The sequence below is a fragment of the Mycobacterium novum genome (genome assembly GCF_010726505.1).
Classification (GTDB): domain Bacteria; phylum Actinomycetota; class Actinomycetes; order Mycobacteriales; family Mycobacteriaceae; genus Mycobacterium; species Mycobacterium algericum.
Map to the genome: position 1 here is coordinate 250,268 of NZ_AP022562.1, position 23,535 is coordinate 273,802.

19 protein-coding genes are annotated in these 23,535 nt (G+C 69.3%); 10 read left to right on the forward strand and 9 right to left on the reverse strand.

The features are described 5' to 3' along the window. Nucleotides 1–4: 4 nt before the first annotated feature. Both G6N19_RS01230 and G6N19_RS01235 read left to right on the forward strand, forming a co-directional pair. Nucleotides 5–1,090, forward strand: coding sequence for an S-(hydroxymethyl)mycothiol dehydrogenase (locus tag G6N19_RS01230; protein WP_193465618.1), 1,086 nt, complete (start codon nt 5–7; stop codon nt 1,088–1,090). Next, nucleotides 1,087–1,710, forward strand: a complete 624-nt coding sequence (locus G6N19_RS01235; protein WP_013828571.1) for an MBL fold metallo-hydrolase — start codon at nt 1,087–1,089, stop codon at nt 1,708–1,710. The genes G6N19_RS01230 and G6N19_RS01235 overlap by 4 nt, the downstream gene beginning before the upstream one ends. A gap of 62 nt (nt 1,711–1,772) precedes the next feature. On the opposite strand, the gene G6N19_RS01240 is transcribed toward G6N19_RS01235, so the two are convergent. Beyond that, entirely contained in the window at nt 1,773–2,453 is a 681-nt protein-coding gene (locus G6N19_RS01240) for an SHOCT domain-containing protein (RefSeq protein ID WP_013828570.1), read from the reverse strand. A gap of 101 nt (nt 2,454–2,554) precedes the next feature. On the opposite strand from G6N19_RS01240, the gene G6N19_RS01245 reads away from it, so the two are divergent. After that, nucleotides 2,555–3,634, forward strand: a complete 1,080-nt coding sequence (locus tag G6N19_RS01245) for a class I SAM-dependent methyltransferase (RefSeq protein WP_013828569.1) — start codon at nt 2,555–2,557, stop codon at nt 3,632–3,634. A gap of 2 nt (nt 3,635–3,636) precedes the next feature. Here the strand turns inward: G6N19_RS01245 and G6N19_RS01250 are convergent, their stop codons facing one another. After that, on the reverse strand, nt 3,637–5,163 hold the full coding sequence (locus G6N19_RS01250) for an Hsp70 family protein (protein ID WP_193465619.1): 1,527 nt from the start codon (nt 5,161–5,163) through the stop codon (nt 3,637–3,639). Between the two features lie 442 nt (nt 5,164–5,605). Here G6N19_RS01250 and G6N19_RS01255 point away from each other — a divergent pair, with 442 nt between their 5' ends. Continuing rightward, on the forward strand, nt 5,606–6,280 hold the full coding sequence (locus G6N19_RS01255; protein WP_041317663.1) for a cutinase family protein: 675 nt from the start codon (nt 5,606–5,608) through the stop codon (nt 6,278–6,280). 157 nt (nt 6,281–6,437) lie between these two features. Then, on the forward strand, nt 6,438–7,085 hold the full coding sequence (locus G6N19_RS01260; RefSeq protein WP_013828566.1) for a cutinase family protein: 648 nt from the start codon (nt 6,438–6,440) through the stop codon (nt 7,083–7,085). 10 nt (nt 7,086–7,095) lie between these two features. Here the strand turns inward: G6N19_RS01260 and G6N19_RS01265 are convergent, their stop codons facing one another. The 4 genes from G6N19_RS01265 to G6N19_RS01280 form a co-directional block, all read right to left on the reverse strand. Continuing rightward, on the reverse strand, nt 7,096–8,667 hold the full coding sequence (locus G6N19_RS01265; RefSeq protein WP_013828565.1) for an acetolactate synthase large subunit: 1,572 nt from the start codon (nt 8,665–8,667) through the stop codon (nt 7,096–7,098). A 90-nt stretch (nt 8,668–8,757) separates the two neighbouring features. Then, nucleotides 8,758–10,149 (reverse strand): FAD-binding oxidoreductase, encoded by a 1,392-nt coding sequence (locus G6N19_RS01270; RefSeq protein ID WP_013828564.1) that lies wholly within the window; start codon nt 10,147–10,149, stop codon nt 8,758–8,760. Between the two features lie 9 nt (nt 10,150–10,158). Further along, nucleotides 10,159–12,498 carry a Tex family protein gene (locus tag G6N19_RS01275; protein ID WP_193465620.1) on the reverse strand — a complete coding sequence of 780 codons (2,340 nt, stop codon included), beginning with the start codon at nt 12,496–12,498 and terminating at the stop codon, nt 10,159–10,161. Nucleotides 12,499–12,509: 11 nt separating this feature from the next. Further along, nucleotides 12,510–12,980 carry a type I restriction-modification enzyme R subunit C-terminal domain-containing protein gene (locus tag G6N19_RS01280; RefSeq protein WP_193465621.1) on the reverse strand — a complete coding sequence of 157 codons (471 nt, stop codon included), beginning with the start codon at nt 12,978–12,980 and terminating at the stop codon, nt 12,510–12,512. 56 nt (nt 12,981–13,036) lie between these two features. Here G6N19_RS01280 and G6N19_RS01285 point away from each other — a divergent pair, with 56 nt between their 5' ends. Both G6N19_RS01285 and G6N19_RS01290 read left to right on the forward strand, forming a co-directional pair. Next, the gene (locus G6N19_RS01285; RefSeq protein ID WP_193465622.1) at nt 13,037–14,428 is read left to right on the forward strand and encodes a DUF222 domain-containing protein; all 1,392 of its coding nucleotides are present in this window, start codon (nt 13,037–13,039) and stop codon (nt 14,426–14,428) included. A gap of 45 nt (nt 14,429–14,473) precedes the next feature. After that, nucleotides 14,474–15,184, forward strand: a complete 711-nt coding sequence (locus tag G6N19_RS01290) for an ankyrin repeat domain-containing protein (protein WP_013828560.1) — start codon at nt 14,474–14,476, stop codon at nt 15,182–15,184. Here G6N19_RS01290 and G6N19_RS01295 read toward each other — a convergent pair. Genes G6N19_RS01295 through G6N19_RS01305 form a run of 3 tightly spaced genes read right to left on the reverse strand, consistent with a single transcriptional unit; the run spans nt 15,175 to nt 19,121 of the window. Further along, nucleotides 15,175–16,746 (reverse strand): class I adenylate-forming enzyme family protein, encoded by a 1,572-nt coding sequence (locus G6N19_RS01295; RefSeq protein WP_193465623.1) that lies wholly within the window; start codon nt 16,744–16,746, stop codon nt 15,175–15,177. The two genes, G6N19_RS01290 and G6N19_RS01295, sit on opposite strands and share 10 nt — an antisense overlap. Beyond that, nucleotides 16,739–18,265 carry an acyl-CoA synthetase gene (locus G6N19_RS01300; protein WP_193465624.1) on the reverse strand — a complete coding sequence of 509 codons (1,527 nt, stop codon included), beginning with the start codon at nt 18,263–18,265 and terminating at the stop codon, nt 16,739–16,741. Before G6N19_RS01300 ends, G6N19_RS01295 begins: the two co-directional genes overlap by 8 nt. A gap of 19 nt (nt 18,266–18,284) precedes the next feature. After that, nucleotides 18,285–19,121 (reverse strand): SDR family oxidoreductase, encoded by an 837-nt coding sequence (locus G6N19_RS01305; RefSeq protein ID WP_013828557.1) that lies wholly within the window; start codon nt 19,119–19,121, stop codon nt 18,285–18,287. 148 nt (nt 19,122–19,269) lie between these two features. Here G6N19_RS01305 and G6N19_RS01310 point away from each other — a divergent pair, with 148 nt between their 5' ends. The 3 genes from G6N19_RS01310 to G6N19_RS01320 all read left to right on the forward strand — a co-directional run bounded on the left by G6N19_RS01310 (nt 19,270) and on the right by G6N19_RS01320 (nt 23,498). Continuing rightward, nucleotides 19,270–20,382, forward strand: a complete 1,113-nt coding sequence (locus tag G6N19_RS01310) for a cellulase family glycosylhydrolase (protein ID WP_013828556.1) — start codon at nt 19,270–19,272, stop codon at nt 20,380–20,382. A 135-nt stretch (nt 20,383–20,517) separates the two neighbouring features. After that, a complete protein-coding gene (locus tag G6N19_RS21505; RefSeq protein ID WP_041319739.1) occupies nt 20,518–22,353 on the forward strand; it encodes a serine/threonine-protein kinase in 1,836 nt (611 codons plus the stop codon). 137 nt (nt 22,354–22,490) lie between these two features. Then, entirely contained in the window at nt 22,491–23,498 is a 1,008-nt protein-coding gene (locus tag G6N19_RS01320; protein WP_193465625.1) for an MPT63 family protein, read from the forward strand. The last annotated feature ends 37 nt before the right edge of the window (nt 23,499–23,535 follow it).

Genomic DNA, 23,535 nt, shown 5'->3' on the forward strand with positions numbered 1-23,535 from the left:
CATCATGAGTCAGACAGTGCGCGGCGTGATCTCCCGCGAAAAGGGCAAACCGGTCGAAGTGGCCGACATCGTCATCCCCGACCCCGGCGCCAACGACGTCGTCGTCGCCATCACCGCCTGCGGGGTGTGCCACACCGACCTGACCTACCGGGACGGCGGCATCAACGACAGCTACCCGTTCCTGCTGGGCCACGAGGCCGCCGGCACCGTCGAGTCGGTGGGCTCGGCGGTGACCGCGGTCGAGCCCGGTGACTTCGTGGTGCTGAACTGGCGCGCGGTGTGCGGACAGTGCCGGGCCTGCAAGCGCGGCCGCCCACACTTGTGCTTCGACACCTTCAACGCCTCGAAGCCGATGACGTTGGCAGACGGCACCGAGCTGACCCCGGCGCTGGGCATCGGGGCGTTCGCCGACAAGACACTGGTCCACGAGGGTCAGTGCACCAAAGTCGATCCGGCCGCCGACCCGGCGGTGGCCGGACTGTTGGGCTGCGGGGTGATGGCCGGCGTGGGCGCGGCGATCAACACCGGCGGCGTCACCCGCGACGACACGGTCGCGGTGATCGGCTGCGGCGGCGTGGGCGATGCCGCGATCGCCGGTGCGGCCCTGGTCGGCGCCCGCCGGATCATCGCCGTGGACACCGACGACACCAAACTGGACTGGGCCCGCGGCTTCGGCGCGACCGACACCATCAACGCGGCCACCCAGGATCCGGTCGAGATCATCCAGGAGCTCACCGACGGCTTCGGCGCTGACGTGGTGATCGACGCCGTCGGGCGCCCGGAGACCTGGAAGCAGGCGTTCTATGCCCGTGACCTGGCCGGAACCGTTGTGCTGGTGGGGGTTCCGACCCCCGACATGCGGCTGGACATGCCGTTGATCGACTTCTTCTCCCATGGCGGGTCGCTGAAGTCGTCCTGGTACGGCGACTGCCTGCCCGAGCGCGACTTCCCCACGCTGATCAGCCTCTACCTACAGGGACGGCTGCCGCTGGAGAAGTTCGTCTCCGAACGCATCGGCCTCGACGACATCGAGGAGGCCTTCGAAAAGATGCACGACGGTAAGGTGCTGCGCTCGGTGGTGATGTTGTGAGCACCATCCAGCGTGTCGTCACCAGCGGCACCTTCGAGCTCGACGGCGGCAGCTGGGACGTCGACAACAACATCTGGATCGTCGGCGACGACTCGGAGGTGGTGGTCTTCGACGCCGCCCACACCGCCGCGCCGATCATCGAAGGCGTCGGCGGCCGCAAGGTGGTCGCGGTGGTGTGCACGCACGGCCACAACGACCACATCACCGTGGCGCCGGAACTCGGCGAAACCTTCGACGCTCCGGTGCTGCTGCACCCCTCCGACGAGATGCTGTGGCGGATGACGCATCCGGACAAGGACTTTCGGCCGCTATCGGACGACCAAACGCTGCGGGTGGCCGGCACCGAGCTCCGGGCTCTGCACACGCCGGGCCACTCGCCGGGATCGGTGTGCTGGTACGCGCCCGAACTGGGCGCGGTGTTCAGCGGCGACACGCTGTTCTGCGGCGGGCCGGGGGCGACCGGACGCTCGTTCTCGGACTTCCCGACGATCCTGGCGTCGATCTCCGAGCAGCTCGGCAGTCTGCCGGCCGACACCGTCGTCTACACCGGCCACGGCGACAACACCCGCATCGGCGACGAACTGGTCAACTACGACGAGTGGGTGGCGCGCGGCCACTGACGATGCACCGCGAGGAACGAGCGGTGCGGAGGAAGCGGCCCACCCGGCACGGCCACTGAGCCTCAGCGTTCGTCGAGGATTCGCCGCTTCTCGGCCTCGAACTCGGCCGCCGTCAACGCGCCGCAATCACGCAGTGCCGTAATCGTTTTGAGCTGCTCGATACGGATGCCCTCGCCGTCGGGGACCAACGCCGCGCCCACCGTCGGCCGGCTGCGGTCGCGGACCGGCCAGAATCGTGCTCCGATCAGACCCACCGTGCCCAGCCCGAACACCGCCGCGAACGCCCACGGAAGCGAACCGTGGGCACCGGACCTGCCGAAGGCCAGCCGCGGGGCGATGAATCCGCCGACGTCGCCGTCCGTGCTGATCTGGTAGTCGCCGGCCGCCGCCACCTGGACCCGCCACAACCGCCGCCGGGAGTCGTTGTTGACCGTCGTCGTGATCCCGACGCTCTCGGTAAACTCCGGATCGGCCGCCCCGGCCGGTGCCACCACTCCCAGGCTCAACGGCGGCACCGGCAGGCCGCCGCCGCTGGGACTGGAGATGACCCGGGTGTGCAGGCTCACCGTCACCTCGCCGGCCGGAAGGTGGACGGTGCCCGTCCCCGGGATCGGCACCTCGCCGTAGGCGTTGTAGCGATCCAGCACGAAAATGTTGAGCATCAGCGCAACCACGAACCCGATGACACCGATGGCCATCAGGACCGCCGCGACCACGACCGGAACCCGTCGGGTCGCCCGCACGCCGCTCACCTGGGCAGTGTGCCACGGTGATCACCGGCAGCGGCACACCCGCTACCGTCGGAGGTGGTGTCCGCGAATGCCCGCAACGGTGGGAGGTGCACATGCGGGAGTCGAGCATCGTCGTCCGCCCGGAGGCTGCCGGCACCCCCTCGAGGCGATTGCAGGCAGCCGGCCTGGCCCATGCCACCGCCGTGTTCGAACAGCTGGCGGCGGCGGTCCCGCTACCGCGCGCCCCGCGGCCGATCGTGGTCGCCGACTACGGCGCGGCGACCGGCTACAACTCACTGCTGCCGATCTGTGCCGCCATCGCGGCGTTCCGGCGGCGCACCCGGCCCGACCACGCCGTGCTGGTGGCACACACCGACCTGCCCGACAACGACTTCACCGCGCTGTTCAGCACGCTTGCCGACGACCCGGACAGTTACACCCGCAAGGACGCGGCCAGCTTCCCCTCGGCGATAGGCCGGTCGTTCTACGCCCAGATCCTGCCGTCGCAGAGCGTCAACCTGGGCTGGACTTCGTGGGCGACGATGTGGCTGCGCCGACCCGCCGAAGAACTGCCCGAATTTGATGATCACGTCCATGTCGACCACAGCGACGACGCCGGCGTCCGGCAGGAGTACACCCGCCGGGCCGCTCAGGACTGGCACGACTTTCTGGCCTTCCGCGGCCGGGAACTGGCCCCGGGCGGCAAACTGCTGGTGTTGACCGCGGCCGTCGACGCGCAGGGCCGGTCCGGCTACCAGCCCGTGCTGGACGCCATCGTCGCGGCGCTCGACGAACTGGTGCACGACGGCTTGCTGAGCCGCGACGAGGTCACTCGGATGACCATCCCGGTGCTCGGCCGCAGCGAAAAAGAGCTTCGCGCGCCGTTCGCCCCGGCCGGGCGGTTCGAAGCACTGACGATCGACCGACTCGAGGTGTTCGACGCCGAGGACCGGTTCTGGGAGCGCTACCTGCTCGACGCCGACGCGCGTGCGCTGGGCGCCCAGTGGGCCGCGTTCACCAGCGCCGCGATCTTTCCGACGCTGGCCGCCGCACTGGCCGGCGGGGCCGGCGACCCGCGGGCAGCCGACTTCGTGCAGCGTCTGCAGGCCGGTGTCGCCGCCGAGCTGGCAAGCAGCCCGCAACAGGTGCAGATTCCGCTGGCGCTGGTGGTGCTGTCCAAAAGGGCGGCGTAGCGCTACGGGACGGCCGGGACCTCGGCGGGTTCCGGGCCCGGCGGCAGGGCCGGCGCCTCGGGAAGATGCGGGAAGGCCGGCGGGGCCGGTTGGGGGTGCGGCGCGTACGCCGGCGGCAGTTCGACGGTGGTCGTGGGATGGGTCGTCGACACCGTCGTCAGCACACCGGAACCCGGTCCCTCATCGGCGGCGTGCCGCAACACCAGCACGGCCACGGTGCCCAACAACATCGCGACCAGCGCAGCCAGGATCACCACCGGCGCCGGTCGCCGGTACCACGGCACTCCGCCCCGGTCGCCGATCTCCACCGGCTCGGGTGCGACAGGCTGCGGTACGGGCGCGGGACGGGCCACCGGCGGCGGCGTGATCAGGGGTTTGAACGCCGCGTTGGGCGGGTTGGCCACCGGCGGCGGTGGTGGTGGTGGGGGTTCGACCGGCGCGGTTTCGGGCAGCGGTGGCGGCTCGGCCGGCGGCGCAGCTTTTCTCGGCGTGGCCACCGCGTTGCCGGCAACGCTGAGCGCCGCGCCGATCGCCGCCGTCAACTGTGGCCGGGGCGAGCTGATGACGGCGGCACCGAAGCGTTGCGACAGGCCGTTCGTGACCGTCGGCATATTGGCCCCACCGCCGACCGACACGATCGCTGACAACTCGCCGGGAGCGATCTCGTTGTCGTCCAAGGTCTCTTGTAATGCGGTGAAGAAGCCGTCGAGCGGTTGACGCAGCGCCTCGTCGAGTTCTGCGCGGGTCAGCCATACCCCACCGTGGAATCCCGCAAGTTCGGCGACCGTCTCCGTCGACAGGTGCTCCTTGGCGTCTCGGCACTGGCTGCGCAACCGGGTCAACGACCCGACCGTCGGGGGCCCGTCACTGTTGCCGCCCAGATCGGCCACCACATGATCGAGCAACGCCTGATCGATCACATCACCGGAGAACGTCGTGATGCGGCGGGTGGCGCCGATGGGTTCGTAATCGCGTCGGGCGTCGACGAGGGTGATATTGCTACCGCTGCCGCCGAAGTCACACACCGCGATGATGCCGTGGTCGGGCAGGCCCGGATTGGCCCGCAGGGCCGTCAACACCGCAGCGGTGTCCGAGATCAGCGTCACCGGATGCTGCGCCCATTCCGACACCCGCCCCAAGGCGGTGCGCAGCGCGCCGATGGCTTCCCGCGACCAGTGGGCCGGATGGCTGACCGCAACCGCGGGCGGTATCGGGCGTCCCTCGGTCGCGGCGTAGGCCAGCGCGTGCAGCCCGTCGCCGAGCAGTTGCTCGGCGCGGTGTGTGGATCCGTCGCCCGCCACCACCGGCTCCCGGCCGCCGACGCGATCGACGAAATCGGTCACCACCAGCCCGCGCTCGACCAGGTCGACGTTGACGGCGGAATTCTCCGACGGCATGCCGATCTGGGACGGCCGGTCCCGGAACAGCGTGAGCACCGGCCGGCGGGTGATCGCGCGATCGGCGGTGACCGCCGCCAGAGTGGTCGCTCCGACAGACATGCCCATCGCGGGGCCTGTGTCATGCGCCATGCTGTCCCATCCACAGTGTCCACCGGCGATCGGAACGCACCGGATCCATGCAATTTTATCGATGCGTCTCCGATTTCCTCCGCATTGCAGCGCCATTGGTGCGCCGAACCGCTCGCAGCGCTTCGCGCGGCAACCCCCGAACACCTGCGGCCCCCGGCTTCCGGCAGTCGATGACACCGTGTCGGGAGCGGGCTGGCGGCACCCCGCGGCGGCGTCCGGTTCCGAGTTTGCTCCGGCAACACAGTGCGGTGGCCGCTCCGCCGACACCGGGCCGACATGCCGTGGTAACCGCCCGCTCACTTGCGCGTGGTCCGGTGATGATCCAAATCCTGAACACGACATGCGAGTCGGGGCGCGACGCGCCGGCAACCGCCTCCGCTATTACGTGAATTCCCAGGGCAGCTTGCTTACGTCGCGGCACGAGTTATGCCACCATGAACGGGTGAACACACGTCGGATTCTTCGCTCCCTCGGTGTTGTGCCGGCACTGACCTGGCTGCTGCAGAGCACCGCTGTCACCCCTCCCCTCGCCTATGCCGAACCCTGCCCGGACGTCCAAGTCTTGTTTGCTAGAGGCACCGATGAAGCGATCGGCCTCGGTGAGACCGGGCAAGCATTCGTCGATGCGCTGCAGCGCCGGCTCGGCGAGCGCTCCATGGCGGTCTACGCCGTCGACTACCCGGCCACCAACGACTGGCCGACCGGTATCCAGGGCATCCGTGACGCCACCACGCACATCCAGGCCACCGCCGCGAACTGCCCCAAGACCAAGATGGTGCTCGGCGGCTTCTCGCAGGGCGCCGCGGTGATGGGTTTCTCCACCGCCAACGCCATCCCGGACGGGGTGGTAGGAGTCGATGTACCACAGCCGATGCCCCCCGAGGTGGCCGACCACGTCGCCGCCGTCGTGCTGTTCGGCACCCCGAACGAGCGGGCGATGAACTTCCTGGGTCAACCACCCCTGGCCATCGGCCCCGCCTACCTGGCCAAGACCATTCAACTGTGCGCGCCGGAAGACCCGGTTTGCTCAGAGGGAATGAATTTCGCGGCGCACGCCCCTGGCGCCTACGACGGGATCGCCGACGAGGGTGCGGCCTACGCGGCAAACCGGCTGTAATCACTGTCTTCGCAGCGTGACGTCGGCATTGCTGTTTGCTGGCGGCGCCGGTCGGCTGCGATTGCCGGCGTGCGGGCGATGACCTGACCGGGCCGGCACGGCGCCGAATGTCGACCCGCGGGCCGGTCGGGCGACCGCGACATGTCAGCATTTGACCATGACCTTGCGTGACACTGTTCGCACCGTCACTGTCGCGGTGATGCTGATGGGAACCCTGCTGGGCTCGCCGACGGGCATTCCGGCCGCCGGCGCCGAGCCCTGCCCGGACACCGAGGTGGTGTTCGCGCGCGGCTCCGGGCAGCCCGTCGGGCTCGGTGACGTCGGCGAGGCGTTTGTCGCGTCGCTCACCGAACAACTGCCCGGTCGCGACGTGCGCGTCTACCCGGTCGACTACCCGGCGAGCACCGACTACCGCAACAGCGCGCTGCTCGGTGAGAGCGACGCCACCGCACGCATCCAGGCCACCGTCGCCAACTGCCCGAACACCAAACTCGTGCTCGGCGGTTACTCCCAGGGCGCCAGCGTCATCGAGATGTCCAGTAATTCGCTGCCGCCGGCGGTCGCTCAACGGGTGGCCGCAGTGGCCCTCTTCGGTCCACCGTCGAGTCCGTACTCCACCTCGTTGTGGGGCGGTCCGCTGCCGGTCCTCGCCGCCTCGTACCAGCCGATGACCATCACCTTCTGCCTGGCGGGTGACATCTACTGCGAAGACAACGGCAGCGTCGTCCCGCACCTGATGTATGTGCAGGACGGCAAGGCCGACGAGGGCGCCGCCTTCGCCGCGAATCGCCTGACGAGCGGTTAGTACGACTCGGTCAGAACACGCTCGGCATCCGCGCATCGATGAGGTGCGGGCCCGGTTCGGCCAGCGCCCGGCGGAACTGTTCGGCGAGTTCCTCACAGGTGGTCGCCACGCTCGCCGGCACCCCGAAACCCTCGGCGATCTTGGCGAAGTCCATGTTCGGCCGCGAAAGGTCCAGCAGCGCTTCCGCTTTGGGACCATAACGCCCACCTTCAGCTTCGGCACCCACCCGGGCCAGTTCCATGCGCAGGATCGCGTAGGAGCTGTTGTTGATCAGCACCGTGGTCACGTCGGCGTTCTCCCGCGCCATCGACCACAACGCCGAGATGGTGTAGGCCGCGCTGCCGTCGGCTTGCAGCGCGATCACCGGCCGGTCCGGCGCGGCGACGGCAGCACCCAGCGCGACCGGCAGTCCCTGCCCGATCGCACCGCCGGTGAGGGTGAGCACATCGTGGCGCGGCGCGCCGGCGGTGGCCGCGGGAAGCATCAGGCCCGAGGTGTTGGACTCATCGGAGATGATCGCGTTCTCGGGCAGCAGCGCCCCGATCACCTGCACCCAGTTCTGCGGGGTGAGCTCCCCCGCCGGCAGCTGCGGGGCGGCGGCGGGTGCGGGCCGCGGCTGCACCCCCGGCGCCACCGCCTCGGCAAGTTGTGCCAGCGCGGCGGCCACGTCCGTCTCCAGGCCCGCCAACTGGTGCACCGCACAGCCTTCGGGCACCAGGTCACTGGGCTTGCCGGGGTAGGCGAAGAACGACACCGGGGCTCTGGTGCCGGCGACCACCAGGTGCTTGATCCCGTCGAGCTGGAACGCAGCCTGCTCGGCCAGGTAGCCGAGCCGGTCGATGGCCGGCACCCCGGCGCCGCGCGCCAACCGGGCCGGGAACGTCTCGACCAGCGCACGGGCTCCGGTCGCCGCGGCGATCCGGTCGGTGGCCTGCAGTGCTGCCACCTCGGCGGCCGCCGGCCCGCCGATCAGCAGCGCCACCGGCTCGCCGCTGCGCAGCACGTCGGCGATCTCGGCGACGGCATGTGGGTCGGGGGCGGCCGCGGCGACCGCTTCGACCGGTCCGGCCGCCTGCGCCCCGTCGTCCCAGGAGATGTCGGCGGGCAGGATCAGGTTGGCCACCTGCGCCGGACTGGCCATCGAGGCGGCCACCGCTTCGGCCGCATCCCGGCCGATGTCGGTCCCCGCGCCGGTGCGACGCACCCAGCCGTGGGTCCAGTCCGTCAGCGGCTCGATGTCGGATTCCAGTGGGGCGTCGTACTTTTTGTGGTAGGTGGCGTGGTCACCGATGACGTTGACCACCGGCACGTGCGCCCGGCGGGCGTTGTGCAGATTGGCCAGGCCGTTACTCAGCCCGGGTCCCAGGTGCAAAAGGGTGGCCGCGGGCTTTCCGGCGATGCGGGCGTAGCCGTCGGCTGCGCCGGTCACCACTCCTTCGAACAGGCACAACACCCCGCGCATCTGCGGCACCGAATCCAGCGCGGCCACGAAATGCATCTCAGACGTGCCGGGGTTGGCGAAGCAGACCTGCACGCCGCTGTCGACCAGGGTGGTGATCAGGGCCTGTGCTCCGTTGGTCATGAGGTTGCCTTTCTTCGTCCCGCCGAGTGGGAACACTGCGACGCGACACGCCGTCCGGGGGCCGCGACGTTCCCGGTCGCAGAGGTCGTCCTATAGAAGCACGCCGGGGTTGAGGATCCCGGCGGGGTCGAAGGCGTCCTTGATCCGGCGCATCAGCGCGATCTTGACCGGGTCCTCCAATTCCAGGAAGTGTTGCGTCTTGGCCCGGCCGAGGCCGTGCTCGCCGGAGATCGCACCGCCCAACGCCATCGCCGCCGCGAAGATGTCGTGCAGCAGTTGGTGCCGGGCCTCATCGTCGGCGCAGAACACCGCCAGGTGCACGTTGCCGTCTCCGGCGTGCCCGCATCCGACCACGCCCGCGCCGGCCGCTTGCGCGGATTGCTGAGCCCGGGTGAAGAACTCGTGCATGACCGCACGCGGAACCACCACGTCGATGACGTCGTGGGCGCCGGCGGCCTTGGCCGTCCAGAACGCCTTCTCGCGCGCCTCGATCAGCGTGTGCGCCGAGTTTCCTTCCAGTACGTAGACATCGACTGCCCCCAGTGAGCCCAGCAGTTCGCCCAGCATCGCCACGTCGTCGTCGAGGCGGGCACGGTCGCGGTTCTCCAGCCCGATCACCAGGTGCGCTTCGGCGCTGTCACGGACCTCGTCGGGGATGCCCAGGTTGAGGTGCTGTGCGTAGCTGATCGCGGCCAGGGTGAGTTTATCGACGTATTCCAGGATCACCGGGTCCACGCCGCTGCGCACCACCGTCGGCACCGCGCGCATCACCGCGGGCAGGTCGGGGAACGGCGCCAGCAACGTCGCCGAGTGGGCCAGCCGCGGGTAGAGCCGCACCGTGATCTCGGTGGCCAGCGCGCAGGTTCCCTCGGAGCCGATGATCAGCTGGGTCAGGTCGTATCCGGTGGACAGTTTGGTGATCCGGCCGCCGGTGCGGATCAGCTCGCCGGTCGGCAGCGCCGCCTGTAATCCGAGCACGTTGTGGCGGGTCACCCCGTATTTCACCGCGCGCATCCCGCCGGCGTTGGTGCCGACGTTGCCGCCGACACTGGCCGACAGCTCCCCGGGGAAGACGGTGTACATCAACCCCGCCGCGGCGGTTGCGGTGTCGAGGTCGGCCAACGTGACCCCGGGCTGCACCACGGCGACCTGGTTGTCGGTGTCGATCTCCAGGATGGCCGCCATCTTCTCCAAGGAGATCAGCAGGCCGTCGGCGCACGGTCGCGCGCCGGCCGACAGCCCGGTGCCCGACCCGCGGGCGGTCACCGGGATCTTGTCGTCGGTCGCGGCGGCCAGCAGCGCCGCGACCTGTTCGGCGGTCTGCGGGCGAGCGACGTAGCGCGGTGTCACCGGCGCCCCGACCAGTGCCTCATCGTGGGTGTAGTCCGGGCCGATCTGCTCCCCGGTGAGCAGATCGGCCGCGCCGACGATGTCAGCGAACCGATGGGCGGCGTCGGCCTGCGCGCTGTCCAGCATGCCCATGCCTGCCCCTCACTTTCCGAATCCGGCGTCCCGCAGCGCCTGGGCCATCGACCCGCCGGCCGGGGCCGCGTCCCGGCGCCCGGCACCGTTACCGGGTCGCCGCCCCCGATTCTGCTTGCCGGTGTCGCGGCCCGCAGCCGGTTTGGCGGCCGAGCCGCGATCCGGCTTGTCCCGCAGCCGCAGGCTGAGCCCGATCCGCTGGCGGTCGACGTCGACGTCGACGACCTTGACCTTCACCACCTGGCCGGAACGGACCACCTCGTGCGGGTCGGAGACGAAACGGTCCGCCATCGCCGAGACGTGCACCAGGCCGTCCTGGTGGACTCCGACGTCGACGAAGGCGCCGAAGGCGGCGACGTTGGTCACCACCCCTTCCAGAACCATGCCCACTTTCAGGTCGGCCACCTTCTCCACGCCCGCGGCGAACGTCGCCGTGGAGAACGCCGGCCGCGGGTCGCGGCCCGGCTTCTCCAGCTCGGCGAGGATGTCGGTCACCGTGGGAACCCCGAAGCGGTCGTCGGCGAAATCGGCGGGCCGCAAAGACCGCAGCAGTCGTTCGTCGCCGATGATCTCGGCCAGTGCGACACCCGCGCGGTCCAGGATCCGGCGGACCACCGGGTAGGCCTCCGGATGCACGCCGGAGGAGTCCAGCGGGTCGTCGCCATCGCGGATGCGCAGGAACCCGGCGCACTGCTCGAATGCCTTGGGCCCCAACCTCGGCACGTCGCGCAGGGCGGCCCGACTCCGGAACGGTCCGGCCTGTTCGCGGTGCGCCACGATGGCTTCGGCCAGTGATTCCGAGACGCCCGACACTTTGGCCAGCAGGGGCGCGGACGCGGTGTTGAGGTCGACGCCGACGGCGTTCACGGCGTCTTCGACCACCGCGTCGAGGCTGCGCGCCAGGTTGCCCGGCGAAACGTCGTGCTGGTACTGGCCGACGCCGATGGACTTCGGTTCGATCTTGACCAGCTCGGCCAGCGGGTCCTGCAGCCGCCGCGCGATCGACACCGCCCCGCGCAGCGTGACATCGAGGTCGGGTAGTTCGTGTGCGGCGTAGGCCGACGCCGAGTAGACCGAGGCGCCGGCCTCGCTGACCATCGCCTTGACCGGCGCGGCGGCGCCGGCCGCTTTGAGGTCGGCGATCAGCTCGCCGGCCAGGGCGTCGGTCTCCCGCGAGGCGGTGCCGTTGCCGACGGCGATCAGGTCCACGCCGTGGCGGGCGATCAGCGCAGCCAGCATCGCCTTGGCCTGGTCCCACTGCCGTTGCGGCTGGTGCGGGAAGATCGCGCAGGTGTCGAGCACCTTGCCGGTGCCGTCCACCACGGCCACCTTGACGCCGGTGCGAAACCCCGGGTCCAGTCCGAGGGTGGTGCGGTTGCCGGCCGGGGCGGCCAGCAGCAGGTCCTTGAGGTTGGTGGCGAACACCGTCACCGCATCGGCTTCGGCGCGTTGCTTCAGCCGCATCCGGGCGTCGACGGCGGCCGAGAACGCCAGCCGGGTCTCCCACGCCCACCGCACCGTCTCGGCCAGCCAGGGCGTCGCCTGGCCGGGCGCGGCCATGTCCACACCGAGCGACTCGGCCACCATCGCCTGGTAGGGCTCGGCGTCGCCGCCGCCAAAGGTCAGCGCGAGGGCCTCCTCCTTCTCGCCGCGCAGCACCGCCAGCACCCGGTGCGACGGCATCGTCTCCAACGCCTCGCTGAACTCGAAATAGTCACGGAATTTCTGTGCGGCAGCGTTTTTCGCAGCCTCGTCTGACCGAGGCGCGGTGCGCAGCGACCCGCAGGACCAGAACTTCTCCCGCACGGCCCCTACCAGTTCGGCGTCCTCGGCGGCACGCTCGACCAGGATGGCACGCGCGCCCTCCAGCGCCGCCGCGGCGTCGGCGACGTCCTCGCCGGTGAATTCCCCGGCGAGCTGTTGCGGGTCCAGCATCGGGTCGGCCAGCAACCGGTCGGCCAGCGGTTCCAGACCGGCCTCGCGGGCGATCTGCGCCTTGGTGCGGCGCTTCGGCTTGTACGGCAGGTAGATGTCCTCGACCCGCGCCTTGGTGTCAGCGGCCAGCAGCGCGGTGCTGAGCTCATCGGTGAGCTTGCCCTGCTCCTCGATCGAGGCCAGCACGGCGGCCCGGCGGTCGTCGAGTTCACGCAGGTAACGCAGTCGCTCCTCAAGCGTTCGGAGCTGTCCGTCATCCAGGCTGCCGGTGACCTCCTTGCGGTAGCGGGCGATGAACGGCACCGTCGCCCCCTCGTCGAGCAACGCGACAGCCGCGGCGACCTGTCGTTCTGCCACCGCCAATTCCTCGGCGAGGCGGGCGTTTACCGGTTTGAGGGCGAGGTTCGCGGTCACGCCGACGGACCCTACCGAACGCCGCTGACAGTTCCTTGGTGCGGGACGGCGTGGTTTTTGACCGTGCGCAGGATGTCTACGATGCCGCCCACCTCGGCGTCGCCGAACATCCCTTCCGGCCCGCGCGGTGCGTGGTCGGTGTAGGGCGATTCATAGAGACGTGCGGGTTCCATCACCCCGTTGGCGGTCACCTCATCGATGATGAGGTTGACGAATCGGATCTGCTCGACGGTGAACTTTGTGCCATCCAGGTAGGCGCCGAAAGCCTCGACTGCAGCCTGTCGATCCAGGCCCACCAGCGACCGGATGAACAAACCCAACCCGCTGTCAATCAGCATCTGCTCCAATGCCTCCAGGTCGCTGCCGGTGAGCTGTTTGTTCCGCCGCAGCCGCTGCAGTGCGACGTCGCAACCACCGTGGACTGTTCGACGGCGATGCCGCAGCGCGGTTTCAGGAGATCTATCCACAGTTGCCCGGTTCATCCACAGAGCACCGCACGACCCCCAGTATTCGCACAATTGTTCGATACGTTGGAGGTGTGTCCGAACCCGATCAGGTCCTGCCTCCCGCCGCGGCGGCCCGCGCAGCCATCCGCGCGGACCTGGCCCTGATCGATGATGCCCAGGCCCGGCTGCGGCGCGCGGACACCGACATCGTCGGCAACGCGTTTCGCGTCGAGGTCGCCGAACACCTCGAAACCCAGCATCGAGTCAATCGCGGTCTGTCCTACCGCATATTCGGCGAGATCGCCGACCCGGCCGACGGTCCTGAGGACCCCCGACTGCCAGCCGACACCAAGATCACAGACCTGTTGTGGTCGCGCCTGCGCATTACCCGAGCCGAGGTCCGGCGCCGGTTCCGCATCGCCGCACGAATCCGGCCGCGACGCAACCTGACCGGACCCCCAACCCCACCCGAACTTCCCGAAACCGCCGCCGCTGTCGAGGACGGCCGCATCGGCGACGACCACATCAAAGCGGTCACCAAAGCCCTCGACGAACTACCCGCGAAGGTCGCGCCGGCCGATCGTGAGGCTGCCGAGCGTACCCTGGCACGCCACGCCACCGAACAGGACGCCGCGTTTGTCACCGCCATCGGACACGCCATCGCCGACCGCCTCAACCCCGACGGGAACTTCACCGACGAAGACCGGGCGCGGCGACGCAACCTTGTCCTGGGCCGCCAAGGCCCCGACGGGATGAGCCGACTCTCCGGCTGCGTCGATCCCGAAGCCCGCGCCCACCTCGAGGCCGTCTTCGCCGCCGTCCGCCCCGGTCATCGCCAGCCCGACGGCTCCGCTGGCCGCGATACCCGTTCGTCGGGACAACGTGACCACGATGCGCTCAAACTCGCGCTGCGCCATGGCATCGAATCCGGCGCCATGGGCACCCACCGCGGCGTTCCGGTGACGGTCATCGTCACCACCAAACTCGCCGACCTCGACCAGGCGGCCCGCACCATGGCCGACCCGGATGTCCCCATGCCCGCCCCGGCCCGCACCGGCGGCGGCAGCCGCCTGCCCATGCGTGACCTGATTCGCATGGCGGCCAACTCGATTCATTACCTGGTGGTCTTCGACGACCACTCCGAGCGCCCGTTGTACCTGGGCCGCAGCAAACGGATCGCCACCCTGGATCACCGGATCATCTGCCACGCCCGCGACCACGGCTGCACCAGGCCGAACTGTTCGGAGTCCGGCTACCATTGCGAGGTCCACCATTCGCCGGACTGGGACCCCGACGGCCGCACCGACGCCGACGCACTCTACTTCGCCTGCGGCGCCGACCACGGCGCTGCCACGCGCGGCGACCTTCAAACTCACGTCACCGAGCAAGGCCGGCTGGCCTGGACCGACGGCACCAGCCCACCGCAGATCAACCATCTGCACCATCCGGAGGAGCTCCTGGATGATCCGCACGCAGATCCATAGCTGCGAGTTCAGGTATCGCGGCCCGAACCGCGAGAGGATGCCACGGTGACGACCTACACCGAGATCCGCAACAATGCGCCGCTGTGGCCGGGCGTGATGGACCGCTCGCTGCTGGGCAACCGGCAGGCGCAGGCCGCGTTGTATCTGGCCGACGCCGCCAAGCGAGGCAAGTGGCGCAAGGTGGTTCGCGAACTCGACCGCGGCGACCACGTGGTCGACGTCAAGGCCTGGCGTCCCGGCGGCAAAACCTGGCTGACCGTGCTGCATCAGGCCGGCTGGCACGGGGCGTCCCCGGACGTTGCGTCATGGCTGATCGAGCGGGGCGCGCTGCGCAGCCAGCCCGACGCCGCTGGTCGTACCGCCTATGACATCGCCGTCGAGCATCACCGGCCTGCCGAGCTGTTGGAGGTACTCAAGCCCCCGGCGGCGCCGCTGGACCGCGACCGGATCGCCGCGCTCAACACCCAGCTCACCGGAATCATCGACGACCTGATTCAGCAACTGTTCCGCGGTGTCGATCTGCGACAGATGTTCCGGTATCCCCCGGTCGAGGTGCTGCACGAGCTGCCGGGAAAGCAGCTGTGGTTCCCGGTTCCCTACCTGTGGGGCGGCTTCCGGGTAGGCCTGCAGGACGGCGACGTCGAACTGTTCGGCGGCTACCGCGAGATCGACCCGGTCGGCGACGTGCACATCGCGACGGTGGGCTATCTCATCACGCCCGACGGTCCATCGCAGGTCTACGAGGGCTACGAGTGACCGCTGATCTGTCGCAGCTGCCCTTTGGCGATCTTGCCGCCGGAGGACCGCGGCAGTTCGTCGACGACGACGAGGCGTTCGGGCAGTAGTTCTTTCGATACCCCGAGGGCCAGCAGATGCTCGACGAGCTCGGGCAATTCAAGGTTGCCGGTGCCGGCGACTTTCGCGTCGGCGAGTTCGGCGAACACGCACACCTTCTCGCCGAACACCTCATCGGGCATCGGCACCGCGGCGGCCACCGCGATCGCCGGGTGGGTCATTACGGCGTCCTCGACCTGCGCGGCGCTGATGTTCTTGCCGCCCCGCAGGATGAAGTCCGATGTCCGGCCGGTCACGCTCAGATAGCCGTCGGCGTCGATCTCGCAGATGTCGCCCATGCGCATCCAGCCGTCCGCGGTGAACAGTTTGTCGTGATCGGCACCGCCCAGATAACCGAGACTGGTGGCCGGTCCCCGGCAGGCGGGTTGGCCGCGACCGCTATCGGTCACGTCGGTGTCGCCGTCCTCGCCGCCGAAGAGCCGGACCGCCATCTCCGGAACGATCCGTCCCCCGGTGCGCAGCCGCCGCTCCAGCGGGTCGTCGAGGGTGGTCGCGCTGAGCAGGCCGGTCTCGTTGGAACCGTAGAACTGCAGGATCGTGGCCCCGGTGAGTTCCTCGAACTCCGCGGCCGGCCGGTAGGGCAGCGCCTCGCCGCCGGTGAACACCACCCGCAGCGAGCTCAGGTCGAACTCCCGACTCGCCGGATCGGCCATCATCATCGTCAATTGCGTGCTGACACAACACAACACGCTGACGCGGTGTTCGGCGATGGCAGCGCAGGTCGCCGCGGCGGTGAACCGGTCCAGCAGGACCGCCGTGGCACCCAGGTGGATCGGGGTGGTGTGGCTGGTCCAGAGCCCGAAACCGAACGGGGTCGGAATGATCGGCAGAAAAATATCGTCGCCGCTCAGCTGACCGTTGGCGACGGCCAGCTGATGGAAATAGTGCCACCGGTTCTGGGTGTGCACGACGCACTTGGGCAGCCCGGTGGTGCCGGAGGTGGAGTTGATCAAGAAAACGTCGTCGGCGCCGAGTTGCGGCCCGGGCAGCCCGATCTCGGCGGCGGCGTTCAGCGCATCGATGTGCACCGTGTGGATCTCGAGGTCGGCCGCGGCCGCCTGACGCGGCTCGTCGGTGATCAGCAGCTCGGCCTGCGCTGCGGCCAGGATTGCCGTCACCTCTCGGATCCCGGCACGCGCACCGATGCCCACCACCACCGCGCCGCACCGCTCGATCGCCACGAACAGCACATGGATGGCTGCGGAATCGCCGTGCCAGACCGCGATACGGTCACCCGGCGACACTCCTGCGCCGGCGAGCCTGGCCGCCAGGGTGTCCGCCGCCGCGTCGAACTCCCGCCACGTCAGTTCCGCGCCGGGATGGTCGACGTAGGCGGCGCGGGCCGGGAAATGCTGCGCGTTGCGGCGGACCGCATCCGACAGCGTGGTCTGCGACCACCACCCGGCGTCGTGATAGCGGGCCACCTCGGCCGCGGTGAACGCCGGCGAATCCCAGTCAGGCATAACGCTCCTGCAGTCGTCCCTTGACCAGCTTGCCGGTGGGTGTTCGCGGCAGGTCGGTGCTGAATTCGTAGCGGCGGGGCACCTTGTAGTGGGCCAGGCGCTCCCGCAGGAACCGATCGAGCGCTGCGGTCAACTCGTCGCGCGGGCCGGCTTCGGCAGCCGGGTGGACCACCGCAAGCACCGACTGCCCCATCTCCTCATCGGGGACGCCGATGACGGCCACATCCAGCACCGCCGGGTGCAGCGCCAGCGCGTTCTCGATCTCCTGCGGGTAGATGTTGACCCCACCGGAGATGATCGTGAACGACTTACGGTCGGTGAGATACAAGTAGCCCTCGGCGTCGAGGTATCCCACGTCACCGGTGGTGGTCCAGTTCGGATGGTTCCGGTGGCGGGTTTCGGCGGTGCGCTGCGGGTCGTTGTGGTATTCGAAAGGCGCGGCGTCACGTTCGAAGTAGACGGTGCCGTGCGCTCCCGTCGCGACCTCGGCGCCGGTGTCGTCGCAGATGTGGGCAACGCCCAGTACCGGTTTGCCGACCGAGCCGGGATGCCGCAGCCAGTCGTGACTGTCGATGATGGTGGTACCGGCAGCTTCGGTGGCCGAGTAATACTCCAGCAGGATCGGCCCCCACCAATCGATCATGGCGTGTTTGACCTCCGCCGGGCAGGGCGCTGCGCCATGTACTGCGCAGCGGTGCGATGACAGGTCATAAGAGTCACGAAGCCGCCGGTCGAGTCTGAGCATCCGGACGAACATCGTCGGCACCCACTGACTGTGGGTGACCCGATACCGCTCGATGAACCCCAGCGCGTCCGCGGCGTCGAAGTGCCGCATCATCACCACCGTGGCGCCGACCCGGTGTGCCATGGCCATGAACCGCAGCGGGGCCGAGTGGTAGACCGGGGCCGGCGACAGGTACACCGAATCGGCAGCCAAACCCATCGGCGGCGCGAACAAGCCCGTTATCCGGTCGCCCGGCGCGTCGACGTCGCGGCCGGGCAACGGCACCTTGACCCCCTTGGGGAACCCGGTTGTGCCCGACGAGTACAGCATGTCCGCACCGCACGGCTGCGCCGGCAACGGTTGCGCCGAGGCGGCCGCCACCAGGGTCTCGTAGTCGTCGAAACCATCGATGGGCCCGAGTCCGACCCGGCGAGCGACCCGGGGTGTCCGGGCGACCACCGCACCGGCGATGCCGGCGTACTTCTCGGCGATCACCAATGTCTGCGCATCGCAGTCGTTGACGACGTAGCCGACCTCCCCGGCGGTCAGGTGCGAGTTGATGAACGTGATGTAGAGCCCGGAACGCATGGCGGCCCAGTAGATCTCCAATGCGCGCGGCTGGTTGTCGCAGAGCACCGCGATGTGGTCGCCCGGCCGGACCCCGACGTCGTAGAGGTGGCGGGCGAACCGCCGCGAGCGGGCGTCGAGTTGGCCGTAGGTGAGGGTCTCTGCGGTGTCGGCGACGATGATCGCCGGCTTGTCGGGCGTGGTCGCCGCATGAGCGCCGGGATACATCGTGACGGCCGCCTCGGTGTCAGTAGATGTAGTCTTCGCCGCTTGCCCGCACGGTGATGTCACTGATGCTGATCCCCCACGGCTGGTCGATCACTGCGACTACGGCCGCGGCGAGGTCGTCGGGGGTGATCAGCCAGTACTTCACCGAGTCGACGTCGGTCTGCTCGGCCGCCAGGGTACCGTTGGCGAATGCGGTCATCGACTGCATGTAGTTCTCGGCACGCGAACCGACGATGCCCATGATCGCCGCGCCGTTGACGACCCCGCTGCCGAGATTGGTGCCGAGCACGCCGGTCGGTTTGACCGTGGTCACCTTGATCTTGCCCTTGGCCTCGCTGCGCAGCGAGTCCGACAGCACGGTGACCGCGGCCTTGGTCGCGCTGTAGACCCCGGAACCGGCCACTCCGGCGTTGCCGTAGATCGAGGAGATGTTGACGACGTGGCCGCGGCCCTGGGCGATCATTTGGTCGTAGACGGCCGAGATCCCGTTCACCACGCCCTTGATATTGATGTCGATGGCGCGGTGCCACTGCTGCCAGGCTTTGTCGTGGTCGGCGAAGTACGCCAACGGCATCACGCCGGCGTTGTTGACGATGACGTCTACCGCGCCGAAGGTCGCCACGGCGTGCTCCACGGCGGCTTTCATCTGCCCCATGTCGGTGACGTCGGCGATGTGGTGGGTGCCCGACAGCCCGGCGGCGCGGATGCCGTCGAAGACCGCAGCGAGGTTCTCGGCACCGATGTCCACGCCGACCACACGGGCGCCGCCGGCGGCGCACTTCTCGGCGATCAGTTTGCCGAACCCACCGCCGGCGCCGGTGACGACGACAACTTTGTCCTGCAGGTGCTGCGACATAGTCGGCCTCCCGGCAACGCGACTCGGACGGACAAGTTTCGATGAGTGTAGGTGGCCACTGTTGCATCTGTGACGCGCGCCCGATTTGCCCGGCGACAGGCCGGACATCCACCCGCCGCACCGGCGAGCCGGGCGCTATGGTCACTGCGTGAAGCGTCGAACGGCACTGGGGCTGCCGCTCCTGTTGGCGGCAGGTCCCGCCCTGAGCCGGATCCCGCGGGCCGGTGCCGACGCCGGCCGGTGGTCGATCGACCGGGCCAACCGCTGGTATCAGGCGCAGGGCTGGCCCGTCGGCTCCAACTACATCACCTCGACCGCCGTCAACCAGCTCGAGATGTTTCAGCCCGGAACCTTCGACCTGCGGCGCATCGACGCCGAGCTGGGCTGGGCCCGCTCGGCGGGGTTCAACACGGTGCGGGTGTTCCTGCACGACCAGCTCTGGGCGGCCGACCGTAAGGGCTTCCAGTACCGGCTGGCCCAGTTCGTCTCCGTCGCTGCCCGGCGCCGGATCAAGCCGATGTTCGTACTGTTCGATTCCTGCTGGGACCCGCACCCCAAGGCGGGCCAGCAGCTTGCGCCCCGGCCCGGTATCCACAACTCGCGGTGGGTGCAGAGCCCCGGCGCCGAGCGGCTCGGTGACCGCAACTACTACCGCACCCTCTATGACTACGTCACCGGCGTGATGACCCAGTTCCGCTACGACGAACGGATTCTGGCCTGGGACCTGTGGAACGAGCCGGACAACATGGCTCGGGAGTACAGCAGCGTCGAGCGCTCCGACAAACTCGACCTCATCAGCGACCTGCTTCCCCAGGTCTTCAGTTGGGCGCGCGCGGTCGACCCTCGTCAGCCGTTGACCAGTGGCATCTGGGAGGGCTCGCGGCAGGGCAGCACGATCGTCAACACCCAGCTCAACAGCTCCGACATCATCACGTTCCACTCCTATGACAGGCCGGCGGCGTTCAGTGAGCGGATCGCCGAGCTCGCTCCGCTGGGCCGGCCGATGATGTGCACCGAGTATCTGGCGCGCACCAAGGGCAACACCATCGATGGGATTCTGCCGATCATGAAGCGCCACAATGTGGGCGCCTACAATTGGGGTTTCGTCGCCGGGCGAACGCAGACCTACCTGCCGTGGGACTCCTGGGACAGCCCCTACACCGCGGAGCCGCAGGTCTGGTTCCACGATCTGGTGCAGCCCACCGGGCGCGCCTACCGCAACCTGGAGATCTTGACGATCAGCAACTTGACCGGCCGGTGACCGCAGACCGCCTTTCGGGGCAGGTTGGCACGACCGGCTGATAGCCGCTGGATTCAATGGTGAAATTATTGGCGGCAATGTCATCAACCGCCGGTTCGGTGGTCGGTGTTCACGGGTCTGCTTGAGGAGTCGATGATGGGCGAGACCGCGCCGGGTTCGCGGGCTGGGTCACGTGTTGGGCGCTACCTCCTCAAACGACTGCTGGGCCGCGGCCCCACCGGCGAGGTTTACGAAGCCGTCGACACGCAGAAGGATCGCCCGGCCGCGCTCAAACTGCTCGCACCGGCGTTGGGCCGCGACCCGGCGTTCCGGGAGTGGTTGCAGCGTGAGGCGCTGACCGTCGGGCGGGTTCAGGAACCGCACGTGGTGCCGGTCCGCGATTACGGCGAACTGGACGGCGAGGTCTTCATCGACATGCCCCTGGTCCACGGCGCCGACCTTTCCGCGCTGCTGAAACGCACCGGGGTGCTGCCGCCGTCGCGCGCCGTCAACATCGTGTGGCAGGCCGCCTCGGCGCTGGATGCCGCGCACGCCGCCGGGGTGATCCACCGCGGCGTCAAACCGCGGAACCTCCTGCTGACCGGTGACGACTTCGTCTACCTGGTGGACTTCGGCATCGCCGGGGCGCCCGGGGCGAACGCCGGTGACGCCGACCACGCGGGCGCTCGCTGGAAGTACTCGGCGCCGGAGCTGTTCTCCGGCGGCGACTTCGGCCCGGGCGTCGATGTCTACTCGCTGGCGTGCGTGCTCTACCAGTGCTTGACCGGCTCACCGCCGTACCGGGCCGACAGCGTCAAGATGCTGGCCAATGCTCATCAGACCAAGCCCATTCCGCGGCCCAGCCATGCCGGGTCCACGATCCCGCCCACCTTTGACGCGGTGATCGCCAAGGGCATGGCCAAGGATCCTCAGGAGCGCTATGGCAGCGCCGCCGAACTGGCGACCGCGGCCTATCAGGCGCTCGGTGCGCCCGATCAGCACCGGACGCTGCAGATCTACGAAGCCAGTCAACAGTCCACCCCGCCGTTGATCGAGCAACCGAAGCCGAGCGTGCCGCCAGTGGTGCCGACTGCGCAGCCGCCCGAACAACCGAAACCACCGGCGGCACCGACCGCGACGTCGCCGGCAGGTCCGGTGCCGCCCGCCCCGCCGGTGTCGCCCGCCCCGCCGATGTCGCCCGCCCCGCCGGTGTCACAGGCTGCGACCCAACCGAGCACCCCGCCGCCCACCGCGCCGGCCGCACCGGAAACCGAACCCGCTCCGGCACCGGAACCGGTGGGTGCCGCCGTCCGCGCCACCGGACAGCCGAGCATTCCGCGCATCTCGGCCCCCGACCATGACTGGTTCAGCTCGCCGCGACCGGTGCCCGCCTATCGCGATCCCGTCAAACGCAAGAAACTGCTGCGTCTTGCCGCGGCGCTGGCCGTGGTCGTGGGGCTGATCACCTGGCTGACGAACCGGTCGGGTTCCGATGAATTCGCCGCCGACGGCGACCTGCCGGGGTCCGCCGCCGCTGCCAGTGAGCCCGCATCGCCGGCGTCGAACGCCGAAGCCCAGGCGCGGTTGCTCAAACTGCTGCCCGCCGGTTATCCGCAGGACGCCTGCGCGTCGACCACACCGATGGGCGGCGCCATCGCGGAGGTGACCTGCGGCCGCAACGTCGATGTGGACGGCCCGCCCTCGGCGACCTACTCGCTGTTCCCGAATGCCGGCACGTTGCGGCTGAGTTTCGATAACACCGTGCAGGCCACCAACGTCGTCACCTGTCCGGGCCGGATCCAGTCGCCGGGGGCGTGGCACCGGACCGCCACACCGGACAAACCGAGCGGAATGCTGTTGTGCGGCACGCGACAGGGCTCGCCCACGCTGGTGTGGACCAACGATGCCGACCTGATGATGGCGGCGCTGCGCACCGAACACAGCACCCCGAGCCTGGAGCAGTTCTATTCCTGGTGGAGTTCGCATTCCTGACCGGCCGTGCCGCGCCGACGCAACGAGATGTATCGCAACTCTGAGACGCGGGCAAACAACAAGGTCAAATCCGTTAAGATCTGCGGTCTGGACTGCATAACCCCCGAGATCCAGTCGAACCGAGGAGTCAACCAATAATGAAGTTGATCACTACTGCCGTCGCAGCAGCGGGAGCGTTGGCCGCGGCCGGCGCCCTCAGCGTCGCAACCGCCGGCGCCGACGCCGGTGACGTCACTCCGACGACCCACCCGATCGGAAGCCAGGCCACCATCGACAACGGCGGGGTCATCCAGGGCTGGACCATCAGCGACCTGCGGCCCAGCTCGGACGCCATCCCCTACCAGCCCCACGGCACGCTGTGGGAGGCCACCGCCACCGACGTCGCCATCCAGGGCACCGTCACCCCGGTCGTCGCCAACCTCGGCGCCCGGTCGCCCAGCGGTCAGACCTACCCCGCGCTGTTCGGTGTCGCCACCCCGCAGGGCGTGAACCCCTCGAACCTGGCGCAGGGCCAGAAGACCACCGGCAAGGTGTACTTCGACGTCACCGGCGACGCGCCCAACAGCGCGGTCTACCAGTTCGCCGGCAAGGACCAGCTGATCTGGGTGCAAGCAGCGCCGACCAACGGCGGTTCGTCGGCCCCGGCGGCCGGCTCGCAGCGCAACCCTGCGGCCACCAGCGGAAAGCCGGCGCAGTCGGGCAGCCAGACCACCCCGGCGCCCGCCGGCAACCAGACCACCGGCAGCGAGGGCGCCCCGTCGGCCACCGGCAGTCAGGGCACGCCGCTGAACTCCGGCAGCCAGGGCACCCCGCTGCCGGCCGAGGCCGACGGCACGCCGGCGACCACGGGAAGCACCGAGGGCACCCCGGCAGCGGCAAGCGGCTCGGAGACGCCGACCTCGGCGGGCACCCCCGAGGCGTCCGCTCCGGCCAACACCCCGGCGGCGGCCGGCAGCTCCGGCACGCCGCTTCCCGCCGAGACCCCCGGCGCCCCGACCTCAGGGTCGGAAAGCCCGGCTGCGGCCAGCTCGCACGGCAGCGACGCCGGCGGCGCGACGGCTTCGGGTGGAAACCAGGGCACGCCGCTTCCCGCCCCGGGTGCGCCGGCAGCCAGCGGCACGAGCAACGTGACCGGGTCGAACTGACCGCGCCATAGGTCGTTCATCCGGCCCGGCCTCCGCT

What these genes read in the sequence shown, in the direction of transcription:
- G6N19_RS01320 (WP_193465625.1), top strand. Translation starts at nt 22,491, where the DNA reads ATGAAGTTGATCACTACTGCCGTCGCAGCAGCGGGAGCGTTGGCCGCG.
- G6N19_RS01270 (WP_013828564.1), bottom strand. Translation starts at nt 10,149, where the DNA reads ATGGGCATGCTGGACAGCGCGCAGGCCGACGCCGCCCATCGGTTCGCT.
- G6N19_RS01260 (WP_013828566.1), top strand. Translation starts at nt 6,438, where the DNA reads ATGACCTTGCGTGACACTGTTCGCACCGTCACTGTCGCGGTGATGCTG.
- G6N19_RS21505 (WP_041319739.1), top strand. Translation starts at nt 20,518, where the DNA reads ATGGGCGAGACCGCGCCGGGTTCGCGGGCTGGGTCACGTGTTGGGCGC.
- G6N19_RS01265 (WP_013828565.1), bottom strand. Translation starts at nt 8,667, where the DNA reads ATGACCAACGGAGCACAGGCCCTGATCACCACCCTGGTCGACAGCGGC.
- G6N19_RS01250 (WP_193465619.1), bottom strand. Translation starts at nt 5,163, where the DNA reads ATGGCGCATGACACAGGCCCCGCGATGGGCATGTCTGTCGGAGCGACC.
- G6N19_RS01280 (WP_193465621.1), bottom strand. Translation starts at nt 12,980, where the DNA reads ATGAACCGGGCAACTGTGGATAGATCTCCTGAAACCGCGCTGCGGCAT.
- G6N19_RS01295 (WP_193465623.1), bottom strand. Translation starts at nt 16,746, where the DNA reads ATGCCTGACTGGGATTCGCCGGCGTTCACCGCGGCCGAGGTGGCCCGC.
- G6N19_RS01245 (WP_013828569.1), top strand. Translation starts at nt 2,555, where the DNA reads ATGCGGGAGTCGAGCATCGTCGTCCGCCCGGAGGCTGCCGGCACCCCC.
- G6N19_RS01300 (WP_193465624.1), bottom strand. Translation starts at nt 18,265, where the DNA reads ATGTATCCCGGCGCTCATGCGGCGACCACGCCCGACAAGCCGGCGATC.
- G6N19_RS01305 (WP_013828557.1), bottom strand. Translation starts at nt 19,121, where the DNA reads ATGTCGCAGCACCTGCAGGACAAAGTTGTCGTCGTCACCGGCGCCGGC.
- G6N19_RS01230 (WP_193465618.1), top strand. Translation starts at nt 5, where the DNA reads ATGAGTCAGACAGTGCGCGGCGTGATCTCCCGCGAAAAGGGCAAACCG.